Origin of the sequence: Loktanella sp. M215 (assembly GCF_021735925.1) — a bacterium.
Classification (GTDB): Bacteria; Pseudomonadota; Alphaproteobacteria; order Rhodobacterales; family Rhodobacteraceae; genus Loktanella.
This window is the reverse complement of the sequence record NZ_WMEA01000001.1, coordinates 246,763-260,952: the sequence shown is the minus strand read 5'-3', so window position 1 is coordinate 260,952 and position 14,190 is coordinate 246,763. Positions and strand designations below refer to the sequence as shown.

Genomic DNA, 14,190 nt, shown 5'->3' with positions numbered 1-14,190 from the left:
TGCCGCAATAGATAGACCGCAACCGGAAGAGGGACACAATGAAGATTGCGATACTCGACGACTACGCCCGCGCGGCGCTGCGGCTGGCCGACTGGGACGGGCTGGGCGAGGTGACGGTCTTCTCCGATACCATCACGGGCGATGCCCTGCGCGCGCGGCTGCTGCCGTTCGACGTGCTGTGCCTGATGCGCGAGCGCACGCCGCTGGACGCGGATCTGATCGCGGCGCTGCCCAACCTGCGCCTGATCGTGACCTCGGGTCCGCGTAACGCCAGCATCGACCCGGATGCCGCGCGGGCAGCCGGCCTCACGGTTTGCGGCACCGAAAGCCGCAAGACCACGACGTCGGAACTCGCCACGCTGATGATGCTGGCCCTGAACCGGCGCCTGCTGCCAGAGGTCGCGTCCCTGCACGACACCGGCTGGCAAAGCGGCCTTGGCCGCGACGTGGCCGGGCTGACGCTGGGCCTGATCGGTCTGGGCAATATCGGCGCGCAGATGGTCACGATCGGCAAGGCGCTGGGCATGGGGGTGGTCGCCTGGTCACCCAACCTGACCGACGCGCGCTGTGCCGCGCTAGGCGTGGGACGGATGGACAGCCTGCCCGACCTGATGGCACGCGCCGATGTCGTGTCGGTCCACATGGTCCTGTCGGACCGCAGCCGGGGTCTGGTGGATGCGGCAGCCTTTGCCGCCGCCCGCCCCGGTCAGGTCTTCATCAACACCTCGCGCGGGCCGCTGATGGACACTGCCGCCCTGCTGGACGGTCTGCGCCGGGGCAGGCCCGCGATGGCGGGTCTCGACGTCTTCGATGTCGAACCGCTGCCGCTGGACGACCCCCTGCGCGATGCGGATCTGCTCGCCTCGGGGCGGCTTTTACTGACGCCGCATCTTGGCTATGCAACCGAAGCCACGTTCCGCCTGTTCTACACCCAGACCGTCGATGCGATCCGGGCCTTTCAGGCCGGCGCGCCGATCAGAGAACTTTGAAAGGATCTTTCCATGCGTATCTTCTTCACCGGGGGCAGTGGCAAGGCCGGGCAATACGCGGTCAAGCACCTGCGCGACCTCGGCCATGACGTGACCAACATCGACCTCGACGCGCCCGCCGACGGCCGAAGCCTGCGGGTCGACCTGACCGACGCCGGGCAGGTGGCCAGCGCCATGCAGGCCTACGCCGATTTCGACGAGCTGGAACCCGGCACCGGGATCCCCCGCTACGACGCCGTCGTCCACTTTGCCGCGATCCCGCGCATCATGCTGGTCCCCGACAACGAGACCTTCCGCATCAACACCCTGTCGACCTACAACGTGATCGACGCCGCGGTGAAGGCAGGCGTGCCCAAGATCATCTTCGCCAGCTCCGAGACGACCTACGGCATCTGCTTTCACGACGGCGAGAAGAAGCCCGAATACATCCCCGTCGACGAAGACCACCCGACAGTGCCACAGGACAGCTACGCCATGTCCAAGGTCTGCAACGAGGCCACGGCCCGCAGCTTTCAGGCCCGGTCCGGCAGCGACATCTACGGGCTGCGGATCAACAACGTGATCGAGCCGGATGAATACGCGGAAAACTTCCCCGATTTCATCGCCCATCCCGAAAAGCGTCGCCGCAACATCTTTGCCTACATCGACGCGCGCGATCTGGCACAGATGGTGGAACGCTGCCTGGCCACCGACGGTCTGGGCTACGAGGTCTTCAATGTCTCGAACGACGACATGAGCGTGGACCTGACCACGGATCAGGTCATCGACCGCTTCTACCAAGGCGTCGAGAAGCGCCGCTCCATGGGCGAGACCGAGACCTTCTACGACAACACCAAAGCCAAGCGCATGGTGGGCTTTGCCCCGCAGCACAGCTGGCGCGATGTGCTGAAGGACTGACCCCCCTTCTTCTGGTCGAAAATACTTCGGGGTGCGGGGCAGAGCCCCGCGCCGATTTTTCGACGAAAAATCGGAGCGGCGCCCGTCACGCGCGCCGCGACTGGACCCGGTCGCCGTTCGCGCTTAAAGCCATCGCCATGACACAGCCCGCACAGACCTACGCCCAGCATTTCAGGGCCGTCCTGACACTGGGCGTGCCGCTGATGCTGTCGAACCTCGCGCAGTTCGCCATCCACATCACCGATACGCTGATGCTGGGCTGGTACAACGTGACGGCGCTGGCGGCGGCGACGCTGGCGACAAGCCTCTACTTCGTGATCTTCATCGTCGGCGCGGGCTTTGCCCAGGCCGTGACGCCCGTCGTGGCCTCTGCGGCAGAGACCGGCGACATCAAGACCGCGCGCCGCGCGACCCGCATGGCGGTCTGGCTGTCGATCTTCTACGGCGCGCTCGTCGCCACACCGTTCTTTGTTGCAGAGCCGATCCTGCTGGCGATCGGGCAGACACCGGCGGTGGCGGCGGCGGGTGCGGATTACCTGTGGATCATCGTGCTGGGGATCATCCCGGCGCTGATCGTCATGGTGCTGAAAGCCTTCCTCGTGGCTCTCGAGCTGACCGCGATGATCCTGTGGTCGACCGTCGTGGCCGCCATCCTGAACATCGCGCTGAACTACGTCCTGATCTTCGGCAACTTCGGCGCGCCGGAACTTGGCATTCAGGGCGCGGCCATCGCGTCGGTCACGATGCAGGTCGCCACCGTCGTCGTGCTGGTGATCTACATCCTGCGCCGCCTGCCGCAGTACCAGCTGCTGCGCAATCCGTTCCGCCCGGACCCGCAGGTCATGGCCCGCGTGTTCCGCCTTGGCCTGCCGATCGGTGTGACCTCGCTGGCCGAAGGCGGGCTGTTCACCGCCTCCGCCATCATGATGGGCTGGATCGGAGAGATCCCGCTCGCCGCCCACGGCATCGCCCTCCAGCTGGCCAGTCTGACCTTCATGGTGCACATCGCGCTCAGCCAGTCCGCCACGGTGCGGGCCGGGCGGGCCGTGGGCCGGCGCGATGCTGTCGGTCTGCGGCGCGGCGGGATCGCGGCCACGGCGATGTCGGGCTGCTTCGTGGCGGTCACGATCTTTGTCTTCCTCGTCTTCCCCGGCCCCCTGATTGGCGTCTTCATCGACACGACCTCTCCGGTCCGCGGAGAGATCCTGACGCTCGGCACGCAACTGCTGGCACTGGCCGCGCTGTTCCAGCTGGTCGATGCGGCACAGGTCATGGCGTTGGGTCTTTTGCGGGGGGTGCAGGACACCGCCGTGCCGATGGTGATCGCTGCGATCAGCTATTGGGTGATCGCGATCCCGGCGAGCTATCTGCTCGCCTTCACCTTTGGCTACGGGCCGCAGGGGCTGTGGCTGGGCCTTGTGATCGGTCTGACGTTTGCCGCCGCGGCGCTGACGTTGCGGTTCTGGACCGGCGCGCAAAGACATTTCGTGCCGCAAGGAACCGCCGCCTGACCCGGCGGGTTGGATTGCATGTTCGATTTCATTACCAACCTGATCGACACGATGGGCGCGCTGGGCGTGGGCATCGTCATGTTTCTGGAAAACGTCTTTCCGCCGATCCCGTCGGAACTGGTGATGCCGCTGGCAGGCTTCAGCGCCGCTCAGGGGCGCCTGTCGCTGGTTGCGATCTTCGTGATGGGCACGCTTGGCTCGGTGCTCGGCGCGTGGCTGTGGTACGAGGTCGGGCGCAGGCTGGGGCGCGAGCGGCTGCAACGGTTCATCGGGACATACGGCGTCTGGCTGACCCTCAGCCAGGAGGACGTGCGCCGGTCAATCGAATGGTTCAACCGCCACGACAAGAGTGCCACGTTCTTTGGCCGCATGATTCCCGGCGTGCGGACCCTGATCTCGGTCCCCGCCGGTCTGGCCGAGATGGAGATGTGGCGCTTTCTGGTCTACACGACAGCGGGCAGCGCGCTGTGGAACGTGGCCCTGATCGCGTCCGGCTATATCCTTGAATCGCAGTACGAGCGGGTACAAACATACCTGAACCCCGTGACCAACGTCATTCTGGGTGCCATTCTTGTCGCCTATATCTACCGGGTGGTGCGTCAGCTTTTGCGGCGGCGTCACGCCTAGTCTTCGGCCGCAGCGGCGCGGTCTGACGCCATCAGGCGGTCCGCCTTCTTGCGAACCAGCACCGTGCGCAGGTCATGCATGGCAAGCAGCAAGGCATCCGTCACGTCGTCAAGCTGCGCGTCGGTCGCCTTGGCCTGCACCCATTGGGTCGTGATGTTCAGGTAATCGACCGCCCGGTGAATGTCGTCGATGTCGCGTCGGGCCAGAACGACCACGCGCTCGTCCAGCCACGCCTGAATCGCGGCGATGTCTTCCTCCGTCAGGACACGGTCGCCCTGCGGCTTCACCTCGCCGTTGCGGACGTTGACGATGGCCAGCTGGTCCATCTCGATCCGGCGCTGCCGGTTTTCGGTGTCGACGCGGAACACGGCAGCGCCATTCTCGCGGATGCGAAAATAGTAGTCTGGCAGGTCACTTCCCATGCATCCGGTCCCCTTTGATCAGCACGATAGCGATCCGTGTTCGGCAGACAAGGCCGCGGAGTCTATCGCAGACCCTCGCAGAAGGTCTTGATCCGCGCGCAGGCCTCGGCCAGCGCCGTATCGGACGTCGCATAGCTGATGCGGAAGTGCGGGCTGAGGCCGAAGGCCGCGCCAAAGACCACGGCGACGCCGGTCTCATTCAGCAGGGCCGACGCAAAGGCCTCGTCGTCCGTGATTGCGGCACCGCCTGCGCTGGTCTTGCCGATGCAATCCTTGATTGAGGGGTAGACGTAGAACGCGCCTTCCGGCCGGGGGCACTGGATGCCGGGGCAATCGTTCAGCGCATCGACGACCAGATCGCGGCGGCGGACGAACATGGCGTTGTTGGGCTTCAGGAACGCTTGCGTGCCGTTCAGGGCCTCGACCGCGGCCCACTGGCTGATCGTGCAGGGGTTCGACGTGGACTGCGACTGCACCTTGCGCATCGCCTTGATCAGGGGTTCCGGCCCCGCGGCATAGCCGATCCGCCAGCCGGTCATGGCATAGGCCTTGCTGACGCCGTTCACGGTCAGGGTCCGGTCGTAAAGCTTCGGTTCGACCTCTGCGGGCGTGCAAAAGGTGAACGTGCCGTAGGCCAGATGTTCGTACATGTCATCTGTCATCACCCAGACGTGGGGATGCTTCAGCAGCACGTCGGTCAGGGCGCGCAACTCGTCCCAGCTGTAACCCGCGCCGGTGGGGTTCGACGGAGAGTTGAACAGGAACCACTTGGTCTGCGGCGTGATCGCGGCCTCCAGCTGGTCGGCGGTGATCTTGTAGCCACGCTCCAGCGCGCCTTCGATGAAGACGGGCGTGCCACCGCCCAGCAGGACCATGTCGGGATAGCTGACCCAGTAGGGGGCGGGGATGATGACCTCGTCGCCGGGGTTCAGGGTCGCCATGAAGGCGTTGTACAGGACCTGCTTGCCCCCCGTGCCGACGCTGACCTGCGCGGGGATGTAGTCGAGGTTGTTGTCGCGCTTGAACTTGGCGCAGATCGCCTGCTTCAGCTCGGGAATGCCGTCGACGGCGGTGTATTTCGTCTTGCCCTCGTGGATCGCCTGCACGGCCGCCGCCTTGATGTTGTCGGGTGTGTCGAAATCCGGCTCTCCGGCGCCGAGGCCGATGATGTCGCGGCCCTGCGCCTTCAGTTCCGCAGCGCGGGTGGTGACGGCGATGGTGGGGGACGGTTTGACGCGGTCAAGGGTCGCAGAGAGGAAGGTCATGGGGGTCATCCGGTGGCCAAGGGCTTTGGTCTGTGTCATAGGATGCCCGACCGCCCCCACGCAAGCGATCAGGAGAATACGATGCCCGATTCCGACTGGTACAGCGACGATGCCGCCACCTTTGGCGACCGTCTGACGGCAGCGCGCGAAGCCGCAGGCCTGACGACAGAGGACCTGGCCACGCGCCTTGGTGTCAAGATCACCACGCTGGAGGCCTGGGAGCACGATGTGAAGGAGCCGCGCGCCAACCGTCTGCAGATGCTGGCTGGCATGCTGGGCGTCAGCCTGACGTGGCTGCTGACCGGGCAGGGCGACGGGCTAGCGCCCCCGTCGGAGGATCCGGCCACGGACGCCGATGCCCGCGCGCTGTTGGCGGACCTGCGCGACCTGCGCCTGTCCATCTCTGCCAGCGCCGACCGGTTGGCCCGCCTTGAAAAACGCCTGCGTGAAAAGTTGAAGGACGCCTGAGCATGGAAACGGTCGAAATTGCGCGCAAGCGTCTGGTGATGCGGTCGATGCGCCGCGGGATCAAGGAAATGGACCTGATCCTGTCGGATTTCGCCCGCCGCCGGTTGGACGACTACGACGCCGCCGCCCTCGCCACCTACGAGGCGCTGCTGGAAGAAAGCGATCTGGACATCTATCACTGGGTCAGCGGGCAAAGTGCGGCGCCGGATCGGTTTGCCCCCTTGGTCGCGGATATTGCTGCCGGTGCGACGGGTCTGACACGACCGCACGCAACTTAACCGAATTTTTGACAATTTGCGTCAGTGTCCATTTCAGACAGTCGAAATGGAGACGGCAATGACCTTGCACGCCAACCTGAAACCCACCGTCGATGTGGCTCCCGCATCGGCCGCGAACACGGCCTTCATGGCCACCTATCTGGACACGCTGCTGCTGGTCGAACGGCTGCACCGCCTGCTGCTGGACGTCATCAAGGATGAATTCGAACGGGTCGGGGTGCTGGAAATCAACCCGGTGCAAGCCCTGCTGCTGTTCAACGTCGGCAACAACGAGGTGACGGCGGGCGAGCTGAAATCGCGCGGCTACTACCAGGGCAGCAACGTCAGCTACAACCTCAAGAAGCTCGTCGACAACGGCTACATGCACCATGAACGGTCGGAAATCGACCGCCGGTCGGTGCGGGTGCGCCTGACGCAAAAGGGGCGCGACATCCGAAAAATCGTGTCGGACCTGTTCGCGACCCATGCCGAAGGGTTGCTGTCGCGCGGTGTCGTGGACCAGCAGGGGATCGAGGATATCACCGGATCCCTGCGCCGGGTCGAGCGCTACTGGACGGAACAGATCCGCTATATCTACTGACGGCGCGGCGGGGTGGCATCCGACAGGGCCAGACTTTGCAGCTCTCGCATCAACTTGCGTTCCATCGCGGTGGCGTAGTCGTCAAAGCCTGCGGCAGTTTCGACGAAAGCCGATGGCCCCCGGATGACGAAGGCCCTGAAATAGGCGGCAAGCGCGTCGCTGTCGCCGGTCGTGCCGCCCGGTTGCGGTGCTGTACCGATGGTCAGCCCGTTCACCGTGACGCCCCGTGGCGTGCGGCTGGCGGGGATGTCCTGCGGGCGCGGGCCGGTGTTGGCGATGCCGTCGCCGGACAGGTCCAGTGTGCGGGTCCAGCAATCCGGCTGCGCCTCCAGCATGGTGAAGCCCGCCAGCAGGGCGGATCCCAGCGCCGTTGTCTGGTCCTGCGCGGTGCGCGGGGCGGTGCGGATGCGGGTGCGTGCGGCCTCCAGCGCTGCGGCATCGGTGATCGCTGTCCACGGCAGGATGACCGTCTGGGCGGCAGGCCCGCTCCATTCATAGATGGTCAGGCGCACGGGGGCATCCGGTTGCTGCAGCAGCGCCGCGCGAACCTGGTCCGACCCCAGCGCCTGCGCCAGCCCGTCGCGCTGCTGCCGGTACTCTGCGGCATCGACAGAGCCGGAGATATCGAGCCCCAGCGCCAGCGCCTGACGGCAGGCCGCCCGTGCCGGAGGGGCCGCCAGACACAGGATCAGGCACAAGCGAATCATCCCCGCGGCAGGCATGCGGGCAGGCCGCCCAGCATCGGCGCGCCCAGTTCCCGGATCAGCTTGCGGCGCATGGCCTCGGCGTAATCGTCGAAATGGGATGCGATTTCGATGAAAGCGGCAGGGCCGTGGATGACATGATCGCGGTAATAGGGGATCAGCCCGACCTCGCCCGCGACGTCCGCTGCGTTCACGACCAGACCGTTCACCGTCACATCGTCGAAGGGAAAGGCGGTATAGGCTTCCTCGGGACCGAAGCCTTCGTTGTTGATGCCGTCGCCGGCCACATCGACGGTCTGGAATAGGCAGGCGGGGGCCGTCTGCAACAGCCCCGCCGCATAGCCCAGCGCATAGCCGAGGGCCGTGGGGAAATCGTTATGACTGCGGCGGCTTGTGGCGATGCGCTGCGACAGGGCCGTCAGATCCGCGGGTGACCGGATCAGGGTCCAGTCCGCCAGTTGTGCCTGGTTGTAGCGGCCAGACCATTCAAAGACGTTCAGTGCCACGGGATCGTCGGTGGCAAAGAAGGCCTCCATCACCGCGGGGTCGATCAGCGCGCGGGCAAGGCCCTGCCGCTGCAGCGCATCCTCTGTCGCGTCGACCGAGGAGGACACATCCATCGCAAGGACCAGCGCCAAGCGGCACGCCTGCGCGGGGTGCGCCAGAAAGACGCCGCCCAGCAGACATGCCACCCGGCTCCACATCCTACCAGTGACCGGTGTTTTCCATGCTGGCCCACGGCTCTTGGGGGGCCTTGCGCTCGCCTTTTTGCAGCAGCTCGACCGAGACATTGTCGGGCGACCGCACAAAGGCCATCCAGCCGTCACGTGGCGGGCGGTTGATCGTCACGCCATTGTCCATCAGGTGCTGGCACAGGGCGTAAATGTCGTCGGTCTCGTAGGCGAGGTGGCCGAAGTGACGGCTGTCGGACGGCAGCCCGTCGTCGCCGTCCCAGTTGTAAGTTAGCTCGACCGGGCACTCTTCGTTACCGGGAGCGGCCATGAAGACCAGAGAGAAACGTCCACCCTCGTTGTCGGTGCGGCGGGTTTCTTCCAGCCCCAGCAGGCGGAAGAAATCCATCGTCTTTTTAAGGTCCTTCACGCGAACCATCGTGTGCAGATATTTCATCGTTTGTCCTTTCTGTCGTCTTGGCGCAGGACCTAGCGTGGTCAGACCCTGCGCCAAGGTTCAGAACGAAGACTGGATATCGAACCCGAGGTTGACGTAGTCGCGGTCAAACAGGCCCACGTCGCTGTCGGTGCGGCTGGCTTCGATTTTCAACACCGGTTGAAACCCGTAGTATTCGATCTGCGTGATCTGGGCCGCGACGCGTGCCGATGTCGTCCGGTCCACCCGCGCGCCGCCGGCGATCGCGGATTTGTCGAAAGTGCGTTCCTCGTAATCCACCCCGAAGCCCAGCAACAGGCCTGCGAAAGGTGCGGCGCGGTCGTAGTTGACGCCGGTACGGACCGAATCGTAGTTCCGCTCGCCATTGTCGGAGGTGCTGTTGCGCAAGGAGCCGAAGACCGAGACGCTGTCGCCATTGCCGAACAGGTGTCGCTGGCTGATGCCGTAGCTTTTCGAAATCGTCTCATCCACCGCGTCGCGGCCGATGCGCTTTTCGGCCTCGAACGACAAGGTCACCAGATCGACGGGACTGACGATGAAGTCCTGACGGACGCCAGCGCTGACGAACCGCTCGTAAGCCGCGCCGCCATACCAGTTTTGCCCGACAGTCAGGTCGAACGTCGTGGGCCGCAGATCGTCGGTGAACTTGCGCCGGTGAATCAGACCGAAAGAGAGGGTCGAAAAAGCGTAGTCGCTGCCCGTGATCGCCAGCAGGCGGTCGCGGGTTTCGGGGTCGCGCGCAGCACGGGCCCCGTCCTGCAGGCTGCGTTCTGCGTCGCCGCTCAGGGTATAGGTCGTGTGCCGGGCTTGCAGCTGCAAGTAGGTCGCGGCGCGTGCGTTCGCCTGGGTGCGATAGGTTGCCGTGCCGCCGATGTTGTACGCCAGACCCGAGAGCGCCTGCGCGTCGGGGCTGAGGTCGAACGGCAGGTCGAAGCCGAACAATGCAGACGTGTCGTTGACGCTGCCGTTGTTGACGTTGCTGGTGGGGCTGATGCCGAAGGTCAACGACAGCGACAGTGGGTTGCGGTCGCGCAGAAAGGCATAGTCTTCCGCGATGGACTGGTCGGAGGCGGCGTCCGGCGCGTATTGGCTGGCACGGCGCAGCCAGAACTGGGCCCGGGTGTCGTTATTCTGTTCGGCATGGCCACGTGCGACCAGACGCGCTGCGACATAGCGCGGGGCGGGGTCGTCGGTCAGCCCGTAGGCGCGGCTGGCCAGATCGACGGCACGCGCAGGGTCGTTGGTGCCAAGCGCCGCCTGCGCGCCGAAAACCAGCGCCGTGACGTCGGAAGGATCGCGCGCCAGCAAGGCGGCGGTCACATCGCCAGCGGCGGCGGGCCGGTTGTCGCGCAACAGGTCTTGCGCCAGTGCGCGCATCTGGTTGGCGGTCAGCGTCGCGGCGTCGGGTATCACCTGTGCGCCGAGTGTCATCGGCGCACAGACCAGCAGCGCGCTCAGCGCCATGGATAGGAAACGTGTCATCGTGTCAGGATGCTGCCGCCGGTTTCCTGGGCCTGCACGCCTCCGAACCGCGGATCGGCCGATTCGATCCGGATGATGCCGACAACCTCGCCGCCGTTTCCGCTTGTCGTGTCGCCCGCGATGATCCCGGTATACGTGCCGGTCTCGTATTCCTCTTCGGCGCCATCGGCGTTTCTGAGGGTCGAAAAGACGTTGGACGTGATCTCGCCGTTTGCGGTCAGTGACGGTGCACCTTCCTGAATGACCCAGCGGATATCCGGCAGCTTCAGATCCTTCTCGCCGGTGCCCAATTGAATCTGGTTCCCCTTGTCATCGAAGGCCTGGCGGTTCGAAATCAGGCCCTTGACCGCGTCATTGGCGTTGAAGTCCTCGAAATCGATGTCCAGCCTCATGTCGCCGGTCGTATATTCAAGACCAGTGCGGTTGTCGAAAACCCGCATCCCGGCGTATTTCCCGCTAAAGGTCGCCTGACCCGTCTCGGGCAGGACCACGCCGCCGTTGCGTTCGTAGACATAGCCGCCGTAACCGAAGGGCACATAGCCACCCGTCCGGACAATGGCGAAACTGGTGCGCGGCTCGCCGTCCACCTGTCGACCGCTGACGCCGTACATCGCGCGGTAGGGCACGATCTGGCCGACCTGCTGGCCGGTCAGAAAGTCGTCGGTGACCTCGTCGGCGGCAAAGATGCGCGTGCCGTTCAGCGTCGGTACAGCCGTGTCACGCTGATAGACATTGGCGCCGTCAAAGCCGACGTTATCCACCGTGAACGTATCTTGCGCGCTGTTGTAGGACACTTCCGTCACAAGGCCGCCGCTGGCGCTGTCAGGCGATTCGAACCGGAAGATACCGTCGTTGACGTTCGGGTTGTCGGTGCCCGGCGGAAGTGCGCCATCGGTCGTGATGCCGCCACCGTCACCGATCGTGTCGCCGGTTGTCGTGACCGGCGTCGTGACCGGGTTGCCGCTTTCGTCAAAGAATGGGTTGCCGTCGCCGCAGGCGGTCAGAAGGGCCAGGGCCGAAACCGCTGTCAAAATGCGTTTCATGTGGGACTAATCCTGCTCAAGATGCTTTTGCTTTGCCGCGATCCTTTCGCAGCCCCCGCGCTCCTGTCAACGTCCCTTGGTCCGCACGCGCGATTTGCTCTGCCCGTCGTGGAGGAATTGCCACGCCCCGCGCCCGCCGTTAGGGTCGCGCGAAAGACACCGTCAGGGGAAAACCGATGTCCGTTACGCCAGAACAACAGGCCGAAATCGACGCGCTGCGCAGCCAGACACAGCCCACCCTGCGCGCCGTGTCCGAAGGCGCCGAGGCCCATCTTTACAAGGTGCACCCGGTGCTGGATCACGGCTTTGTCCGGCTGATCGACTACATGGGCGACGACGCCGCGATCTGTCAGGCCGCCCGCGTGTCCTATGGCCGCGGCACCAAATCCGTGCAGAACGACGAAGGGCTGATCCGCTACCTGATGCGGCACTGGCACTCCACCCCGTTCGAGATGTGCGAGATCAAGCTGCACGTCAAACTGCCCGTCTTCGTGGCGCGTCAGTGGATCCGGCACCGGACCGCCAACGTCAACGAATACTCTGCCCGCTACTCGATCCTCGACCGGGAATTCTACATCCCCGACCCCTCTCAGCTTGCGGCGCAAAGCACCATCAACAATCAGGGCCGGGGGGCCGCCCTGACGCCCGACGAATCCGCCCGCGTGCTGGAGATCCTCAAGGGCGACGCCGCCCAGACCTATGACCACTACGCCGAGATGATCGGCGAAGAAGGCCCCGATGGCGCGCCAAAGCAGGGGCTTGCCCGCGAACTCGCCCGCATGAACCTGCCCGCGAACATCTATACCCAGTGGTACTGGAAGGTGGACCTGCACAACCTGTTCCACTTCCTGCGCCTGCGCGCCGACGCCCACGCGCAATACGAGATCCGCGTCTACGCCGACGCGATCTGCAACATCGTCGCCGACTGGGTCCCCGCCGCCTACGGCGCCTTTGCCGACTATCGTCTGGGCGGGGCGGTGCTGTCCGCCAAGGGTCTGGTCTGCCTGCAACGCATGCTGAAGGGCGAGACGGTCACGCAGGAGACCTCCGGCATGAGCAAGGGAGAATGGCGGGAGTTTGAGGGAGTTTTGGCAGAGTGACAAAAGGTCGGTCTGTTAAACTCTATCTCGTCGATGGGACAGCCAGCGGAATCCTGACCGCTGAGATCATGAATTGGACCGGCCACGTTCTTGCTGCGCCTAGGACGAGGCTAGAGGATGTCTTGCTGCGTAGCGAATTAAAAAGGACAGGCGTTTACTTCTTGTTCGGACCTGATGACGAAGGATCAGATTTAGGAAAAGTCTATATTGGTGAAGGCGATGAGCTAGGAAAGAGGCTCTATCAGCACAATAAAGATAAGGATTTTTGGGAAAGATTCATAGCTGTAACGAGTAAAGATTTAAACCTAACGAAAGCGCATGTTCGTTATTTGGAGGGCCGCTTGTTGGCAATACTCGCAGCAGCAAAGAAAGTAAAAATTGCCAACAAAGATATGCCAACCTTCGATTTACTACCAGAGGCCGATATTTCTGATATGGAGGCGTTTCTGTCGGAAATTCAGTTGGTGCTTCCAGTTGTTGGCGCAGAATTTCTCAAAAAACCTGTCGAAAGCCAGTCCTCAAAGTTTGCTTGGGTGGACAACGAATTGTCCCTAGTTCCGCCGGCCGATTTGGTTAGCGAGACTTTCATCGTCGCAAATTCTCAAAAAGGTATTCAAGCGAGAGCTAGAGAAATTGGTAGTGAGTTTGTTGTATTAGCTGGATCAATAGGTTCATTAACTGAAAAAGTATCATTTCACGAGAGGCAGAAAGCCGCGCGTGAGGACGCTTTTGAAACAGGACTGTGCAGCAAGATTGATACCAAAACCTTTCAACTCAACGAAGATATGGCGTTCACAAGCCCCAGCGCAGCGTCGGTCTTCTTGTTTGGAACGGCTCGCAATGGTCGAACTGATTGGACTATTGAGGGGAGTGGAATAATGTACGGTGCATGGAAAGATGGAAAGATTGAAAACAAGCTCTCCAGCGCTCTATGATTTTGTCCATTTCGATGAATAATTGAAAATCCTCACTCAAATCTTCTCCAACTCCCCCGCCATCTGCCGCCCGTCACGCCCCTCGATCAGCTCATAGCCAATCGGCTGATCGTCGGCCAAGCCGGTCAGCCCCGACCGTTCCACGGCAGAGATGTGGACGAAGACGTCAGGCCCGCCCGCGTCGGGGGCGATGAAGCCGAAGCCTTTGGATGTATTGAACCATTTCACTTTTCCGGTCGGCATTGCAGTCTCCGTGTCTCTGATGTGTTGCGGGCGTTCACCCTTTCCCAATCAGATTTGAGCACCACCTTGAAAAAGGCAAATCAACCGCGGGCCAAAAACCGCGAAAGATAAAACCAGTTTACCCAAGGACACCCCTCATGCGCATTTTCAGCCTGAAATCCTGCGATACCTGCAAGAAAGCCATCAAGGCCCTGCGCGACGCAGGCAAGGATCCCGAGGTCATCGACGTCCGCGCCGATGGCATCAGCGACGCTGACCTCGACAGCATCATCGCCCAGTTCGACGAGGCCGCGATCAACAAGTCCTCGACCACGTGGCGCAACATGGACGAGACGGAAAAGACCATGCCGATCAAGTCCTTGCTGACCATGTATCCGACGCTGATGAAACGTCCGGTGATCCAGAACGGCGACGTCTGGACCATCGGCTGGAAGGAAGACGCGCAGGCGGCCCACCTTTAAGACATCGTTTGCTTTAAAAAATGGTGAACGGCGGCCCGTCTGTGACGGGCCGCCGAT

Annotated in this window: 18 protein-coding genes; 10 read left to right on the top strand and 8 right to left on the bottom strand. The window is 63.2% G+C overall.

Annotated features, from left to right (window positions below):
* Positions 1–38: 38 nt before the first annotated feature.
* The 4 genes from GLR48_RS01270 (at position 39) to GLR48_RS01255 (ending at position 4,024) form a co-directional block, all read left to right on the top strand.
* Positions 39–989 (top strand): D-2-hydroxyacid dehydrogenase family protein, encoded by a 951-nt coding sequence (locus GLR48_RS01270; protein ID WP_237057999.1) that lies wholly within the window; start codon positions 39–41, stop codon positions 987–989.
* A gap of 12 nt (positions 990–1,001) precedes the next feature.
* Positions 1,002–1,886: an NAD-dependent epimerase/dehydratase family protein gene (locus GLR48_RS01265; protein ID WP_237057997.1), complete on the top strand. Its 885-nt coding sequence runs from the start codon at positions 1,002–1,004 to the stop codon at positions 1,884–1,886.
* A gap of 137 nt (positions 1,887–2,023) precedes the next feature.
* Complete coding sequence (locus GLR48_RS01260; protein WP_237057996.1) at positions 2,024–3,397, top strand: MATE family efflux transporter; 1,374 nt, start codon at positions 2,024–2,026, stop codon at positions 3,395–3,397.
* A gap of 18 nt (positions 3,398–3,415) precedes the next feature.
* Positions 3,416–4,024 carry a DedA family protein gene (locus GLR48_RS01255; RefSeq protein ID WP_237057995.1) on the top strand — a complete coding sequence of 203 codons (609 nt, stop codon included), beginning with the start codon at positions 3,416–3,418 and terminating at the stop codon, positions 4,022–4,024.
* Here the strand turns inward: GLR48_RS01255 and GLR48_RS01250 are convergent.
* Positions 4,021–4,446, bottom strand: coding sequence for a hypothetical protein (locus GLR48_RS01250; protein ID WP_237057994.1), 426 nt, complete (start codon positions 4,444–4,446; stop codon positions 4,021–4,023). The two genes, GLR48_RS01255 and GLR48_RS01250, sit on opposite strands and share 4 nt — an antisense overlap.
* A 62-nt stretch (positions 4,447–4,508) precedes the next feature.
* Positions 4,509–5,711: a pyridoxal phosphate-dependent aminotransferase gene (locus GLR48_RS01245; RefSeq protein ID WP_237064288.1), complete on the bottom strand. Its 1,203-nt coding sequence runs from the start codon at positions 5,709–5,711 to the stop codon at positions 4,509–4,511.
* 81 nt (positions 5,712–5,792) lie between these two features.
* Here GLR48_RS01245 and GLR48_RS01240 point away from each other — a divergent pair, with 81 nt between their 5' ends.
* The 3 genes from GLR48_RS01240 to GLR48_RS01230 are packed head-to-tail and all read left to right on the top strand — an operon-like array spanning position 5,793 to position 7,037.
* Positions 5,793–6,179: a helix-turn-helix domain-containing protein gene (locus tag GLR48_RS01240; RefSeq protein ID WP_237057993.1), complete on the top strand. Its 387-nt coding sequence runs from the start codon at positions 5,793–5,795 to the stop codon at positions 6,177–6,179.
* Between the two features lie 2 nt (positions 6,180–6,181).
* A complete protein-coding gene (locus GLR48_RS01235; protein ID WP_237057992.1) occupies positions 6,182–6,457 on the top strand; it encodes a succinate dehydrogenase assembly factor 2 in 276 nt (91 codons plus the stop codon).
* Between the two features lie 58 nt (positions 6,458–6,515).
* Positions 6,516–7,037: a MarR family winged helix-turn-helix transcriptional regulator gene (locus GLR48_RS01230; RefSeq protein WP_237057991.1), complete on the top strand. Its 522-nt coding sequence runs from the start codon at positions 6,516–6,518 to the stop codon at positions 7,035–7,037.
* Here the strand turns inward: GLR48_RS01230 and GLR48_RS01225 are convergent.
* Genes GLR48_RS01225 through GLR48_RS01205 form a run of 5 tightly spaced genes read right to left on the bottom strand, consistent with a single transcriptional unit; the run spans position 7,031 to position 11,394 of the window.
* Positions 7,031–7,744, bottom strand: a complete 714-nt coding sequence (locus tag GLR48_RS01225; protein ID WP_237064286.1) for a DUF1194 domain-containing protein — start codon at positions 7,742–7,744, stop codon at positions 7,031–7,033. The two genes, GLR48_RS01230 and GLR48_RS01225, sit on opposite strands and share 7 nt — an antisense overlap.
* The gene (locus tag GLR48_RS01220; protein WP_237057989.1) at positions 7,741–8,445 is read right to left on the bottom strand and encodes a DUF1194 domain-containing protein; all 705 of its coding nucleotides are present in this window, start codon (positions 8,443–8,445) and stop codon (positions 7,741–7,743) included. The genes GLR48_RS01225 and GLR48_RS01220 overlap by 4 nt, the downstream gene beginning before the upstream one ends.
* Before the next feature lies 1 nt (position 8,446).
* On the bottom strand, positions 8,447–8,869 hold the full coding sequence (locus GLR48_RS01215) for a VOC family protein (RefSeq protein ID WP_237057987.1): 423 nt from the start codon (positions 8,867–8,869) through the stop codon (positions 8,447–8,449).
* Between the two features lie 60 nt (positions 8,870–8,929).
* Positions 8,930–10,351 carry a surface lipoprotein assembly modifier gene (locus tag GLR48_RS01210; RefSeq protein WP_237057985.1) on the bottom strand — a complete coding sequence of 474 codons (1,422 nt, stop codon included), beginning with the start codon at positions 10,349–10,351 and terminating at the stop codon, positions 8,930–8,932.
* Positions 10,348–11,394, bottom strand: coding sequence for a hypothetical protein (locus GLR48_RS01205; RefSeq protein WP_237057983.1), 1,047 nt, complete (start codon positions 11,392–11,394; stop codon positions 10,348–10,350). The genes GLR48_RS01210 and GLR48_RS01205 overlap by 4 nt, the downstream gene beginning before the upstream one ends.
* A 176-nt stretch (positions 11,395–11,570) precedes the next feature.
* Between GLR48_RS01205 and thyX the strand changes: the two genes are divergently transcribed.
* Positions 11,571–12,494 (top strand): FAD-dependent thymidylate synthase, encoded by a 924-nt coding sequence (thyX, locus tag GLR48_RS01200; protein ID WP_237057982.1) that lies wholly within the window; start codon positions 11,571–11,573, stop codon positions 12,492–12,494.
* A 122-nt stretch (positions 12,495–12,616) separates the two neighbouring features.
* The gene (locus GLR48_RS01195) at positions 12,617–13,429 is read left to right on the top strand and encodes a GIY-YIG nuclease family protein (RefSeq protein WP_237057981.1); all 813 of its coding nucleotides are present in this window, start codon (positions 12,617–12,619) and stop codon (positions 13,427–13,429) included.
* Between the two features lie 36 nt (positions 13,430–13,465).
* Here the strand turns inward: GLR48_RS01195 and GLR48_RS01190 are convergent, their stop codons facing one another.
* Positions 13,466–13,672 carry a cold-shock protein gene (locus GLR48_RS01190; RefSeq protein WP_237057980.1) on the bottom strand — a complete coding sequence of 69 codons (207 nt, stop codon included), beginning with the start codon at positions 13,670–13,672 and terminating at the stop codon, positions 13,466–13,468.
* A gap of 137 nt (positions 13,673–13,809) precedes the next feature.
* Between GLR48_RS01190 and GLR48_RS01185 the strand changes: the two genes are divergently transcribed.
* A complete protein-coding gene (locus tag GLR48_RS01185) occupies positions 13,810–14,133 on the top strand; it encodes an arsenate reductase family protein (protein WP_237057979.1) in 324 nt (107 codons plus the stop codon).
* The last annotated feature ends 57 nt before the right edge of the window (positions 14,134–14,190 follow it).

Bases quoted from the DNA above. Each gene is read 5' to 3' on its own strand.
- thyX (WP_237057982.1), top strand. From the start codon at position 11,571: ATGTCCGTTACGCCAGAACAACAGGCCGAAATCGACGCGCTGCGCAGC.
- GLR48_RS01260 (WP_237057996.1), top strand. From the start codon at position 2,024: ATGACACAGCCCGCACAGACCTACGCCCAGCATTTCAGGGCCGTCCTG.
- GLR48_RS01205 (WP_237057983.1), bottom strand. From the start codon at position 11,394: ATGAAACGCATTTTGACAGCGGTTTCGGCCCTGGCCCTTCTGACCGCC.
- GLR48_RS01250 (WP_237057994.1), bottom strand. From the start codon at position 4,446: ATGGGAAGTGACCTGCCAGACTACTATTTTCGCATCCGCGAGAATGGC.
- GLR48_RS01255 (WP_237057995.1), top strand. From the start codon at position 3,416: ATGTTCGATTTCATTACCAACCTGATCGACACGATGGGCGCGCTGGGC.
- GLR48_RS01190 (WP_237057980.1), bottom strand. From the start codon at position 13,672: ATGCCGACCGGAAAAGTGAAATGGTTCAATACATCCAAAGGCTTCGGC.
- GLR48_RS01220 (WP_237057989.1), bottom strand. From the start codon at position 8,445: ATGTGGAGCCGGGTGGCATGTCTGCTGGGCGGCGTCTTTCTGGCGCAC.
- GLR48_RS01270 (WP_237057999.1), top strand. From the start codon at position 39: ATGAAGATTGCGATACTCGACGACTACGCCCGCGCGGCGCTGCGGCTG.
- GLR48_RS01245 (WP_237064288.1), bottom strand. From the start codon at position 5,711: ATGACCTTCCTCTCTGCGACCCTTGACCGCGTCAAACCGTCCCCCACC.
- GLR48_RS01235 (WP_237057992.1), top strand. From the start codon at position 6,182: ATGGAAACGGTCGAAATTGCGCGCAAGCGTCTGGTGATGCGGTCGATG.
- GLR48_RS01215 (WP_237057987.1), bottom strand. From the start codon at position 8,869: ATGAAATATCTGCACACGATGGTTCGCGTGAAGGACCTTAAAAAGACG.
- GLR48_RS01240 (WP_237057993.1), top strand. From the start codon at position 5,793: ATGCCCGATTCCGACTGGTACAGCGACGATGCCGCCACCTTTGGCGAC.
- GLR48_RS01225 (WP_237064286.1), bottom strand. From the start codon at position 7,744: ATGATTCGCTTGTGCCTGATCCTGTGTCTGGCGGCCCCTCCGGCACGG.
- GLR48_RS01230 (WP_237057991.1), top strand. From the start codon at position 6,516: ATGACCTTGCACGCCAACCTGAAACCCACCGTCGATGTGGCTCCCGCA.
- GLR48_RS01265 (WP_237057997.1), top strand. From the start codon at position 1,002: ATGCGTATCTTCTTCACCGGGGGCAGTGGCAAGGCCGGGCAATACGCG.
- GLR48_RS01210 (WP_237057985.1), bottom strand. From the start codon at position 10,351: ATGACACGTTTCCTATCCATGGCGCTGAGCGCGCTGCTGGTCTGTGCG.
- GLR48_RS01185 (WP_237057979.1), top strand. From the start codon at position 13,810: ATGCGCATTTTCAGCCTGAAATCCTGCGATACCTGCAAGAAAGCCATC.